This window comes from Synechococcus sp. R8-2 (genome assembly GCF_047461715.1).
Taxonomy (GTDB): Bacteria; Cyanobacteriota; Cyanobacteriia; order Thermostichales; family Thermostichaceae; genus Thermostichus.
Genome location: NZ_JANSHQ010000462.1, coordinates 1 through 2,581, shown reverse-complemented (window position 1 = coordinate 2,581; position 2,581 = coordinate 1). Strand labels below are relative to the sequence as shown.

At 61.6% G+C, this 2,581-nt stretch carries 2 protein-coding genes; one reads left to right on the top strand and one right to left on the bottom strand.

All coding sequences use genetic code 11. The annotated features are described in order from the left end of the window. Positions 1-104: 104 nt before the first annotated feature. Positions 105-1,487: a CCA tRNA nucleotidyltransferase gene (locus NW819_RS11090; RefSeq protein WP_414413773.1), complete on the top strand. Its 1,383-nt coding sequence runs from the start codon at positions 105-107 to the stop codon at positions 1,485-1,487. Here the strand turns inward: NW819_RS11090 and NW819_RS11085 are convergent. Next, positions 1,484-2,209, bottom strand: coding sequence for a response regulator (locus NW819_RS11085; RefSeq protein ID WP_414413772.1), 726 nt, complete (start codon positions 2,207-2,209; stop codon positions 1,484-1,486). The genes NW819_RS11090 and NW819_RS11085 overlap by 4 nt on opposite strands. Between the last annotated feature and the right edge of the window lie 372 nt (positions 2,210-2,581).

Below are 2,581 nucleotides of genomic sequence, written 5' to 3'. Positions count from 1 at the left end.
GCTCTGCAACGCTGACGCGACCAGACGAGGACGCTGACTTCATACCCCCAGAAGCGTTCTCCTACCACCCCAGGTGTCTCATCTTCATGGAGTTTTGACTGGGAATGACCCTAAGCCCGAGCGAAGCCTTGCTGACGAAGTGGCTGCTGACCTATTTTTACCAACGGCTGCCTTTCCCCCAAGAGTGGCTGCCGCAGAAAAGCTATTGGGTAGGGGGATCCCTGCGGGATGCTTACCTGGCTTGGCTGCAGGGCCGTGCTGCTGGGGATCCCGCTCGCGACGGTGGGATGGAGTCCTCAGCGTCGGTGGATTTGGACCTGATGTGCGCTGTGGATCCCGTGGGCTGGGCAGCGGCAGTGGCACGGCGGTTGGGGGCGGGCTTTGTGGTGTTGGATCCCGAACGGCAGATTGCCCGCATTGTGTTGGCAAAGTTGACCGTGGACGTGGGGCTGCAGGCGGGATCCACCCCTGAGGAGGATCTGAGGCAGCGGGACTTCACCTGCAATGCCCTGGCCTTGGATCTGCAAAGGGAGCAACTGCTGGATCCCACGGGCGGACAAGCCGATATTCGCCAGAGCCGGATGCGCATGGTACACCCCGACAACCTCAGTGCTGATCCGGTGCGGCTGTTGCGGGGTTATCGACAGGCGGCTCAGCTGGGGTTTGGGCTGGATCCAGCTACGCAAGAGGCGATCCGGGAGCGGGCTCCCCTTTTGGCGAATGTGGCGGCAGAACGGGTGCGGGCAGAGATAGTGGCCCTGTTGGAGGCAGGGATCCCAGGGCTGGCTCACCTACAGGCGGCGGTGGCGGCGGGGTTGCTGCAGGCTTGGCTGCCCCACCTGAAGCCGGAAAGTCCGGGCTTCCCTCAAGCTCAGGCCGTGTGGGAGTGGGCCGGGCGCTGGCAACCGCTCTATCCCCGCACGCTGGCAGAGCTGGCTCAACCTTTGGCGTCCTCACGCGAGCGGCGCGGCAGGCTGTTGGCAGTGGTGCTGGCGGCCTTGTTGTGGGATCCAGCGGGAACTGAGGACTCTGTCTTGCTGACGCGAACGGCAGAAAGGGTGGAAACCGAGCTGGAGCGGCTGCGCTTCAGCCGAGCGGAAATGCGGGCCATCCAAAAGCTACACCATCTTCTGCCTCAGCTTCAGCTTCTCCTGACGGACTCCCCCACCCCTGCGCAACAGTGGCGGCTTTATCAACAGGCGGGATCCCTGTTCGGTGGCCTGGCGCTGTTGGCGGTGGCTACGGGCGGCGACCCTCAAAAGCTGGAGTCTTGGCTCAAACGCTACGAAGACCCCCAGGATCCCCTGGCCCATCTGGTGCCCCTGCTGGATGGCCGCGATCTGCTGCACAGCTTGGGGGCCAAACCCGGCCCCTGGGTAGGCCAGTTGCTGCAAGCTCTTCAAGAGGCGCAGGCTTGGGGGCAGATTCAAACTCGTGCCGAGGCGCTCTCTTTTGCCCGCCGGTGGCGTGGCCAGCAAAAAGACTAGCCGAAGCGATAGCCGAAGCCGCGCACCGTCACCAAATACTCTGGGTTGCTGGGATCCAGCTCCAATTTTTCCCGCAGCCAGCGGATATGCACATCGACGGTCTTGCTGTCGCCCATGAAGTCGGATCCCCAGACGCGCTCCAGAAGCTGCTCCCGCGTCCAAACGCGGCGGGGGTTGGACATAAACAGCTCCAACAGGCGAAACTCTTTGGGGGAAAAACTCACCTCGACGCCCCGCACCAACACGCGGCACTCCTGGGTAAACATACACAGATCCCCGTAACGGAGCACCGTGGCATCGCTGGCTTGGGCCAGTTGTTGCCGGCGCAACACCGAGCGACAGCGGGCGATCAGCTCCCGCATGCCGAAGGGCTTGGTCAGATAATCGTCGGCCCCCAGTTCCAAGCCCACCACGCGGTCGGTTTCGCTACTTTTGGCCGTCAACATCAGGATGGGAATCGTGTTGCCCTCCCTGCGCAGCAGCCTGCACAGATCCAGACCGTTCAAGCTGGGCAACATCAAATCCAAGATCATCAAATCCAGCCGCTCAACCGTATGCACCATCTCAAGGGCTTGCCGACCATCGGCGGCTTGTAAAACCTGATACCCCTGCTCTTCTAAAGCCAGGGCAACCGTTTCCCGAATGGCATCCTCGTCCTCCACCACCAGCAGGGTCTCCAGATGGGGAGCAGCTTCCTTGGCTTGAGGAAGTGAACCAGTCATGGAGAGGGTTGCTTCCATACAGAACTCCGTTGCGCCTGCACGCAAGTGCTCCGCACCGCCGTCACGAACGCGGAAGCGTCACGTAGCGATAACAGCCTCACAGGGTGAGAAGGGCAAGTGCCGCCACCTTCAACAGCAGCCCCCCGATAGGATATCAAACTTCCAGGGCAGGCCAATAAAGAGAACAGGGGCGGACTGACTTGCACAGGGCCTTGAGACGGCGAATGGAACCGAAAGGATTCCAAAAACCTGCAATTCAGGATGATTGATTTAAGATCTCTAATGTGGAGCCGCCCCTACCCACGCCTCATGGTGCTCTGCACCCCTCCCGGGAACGGCAACTCACGCTTTAAGGACTCCGTCCCGCTGTCG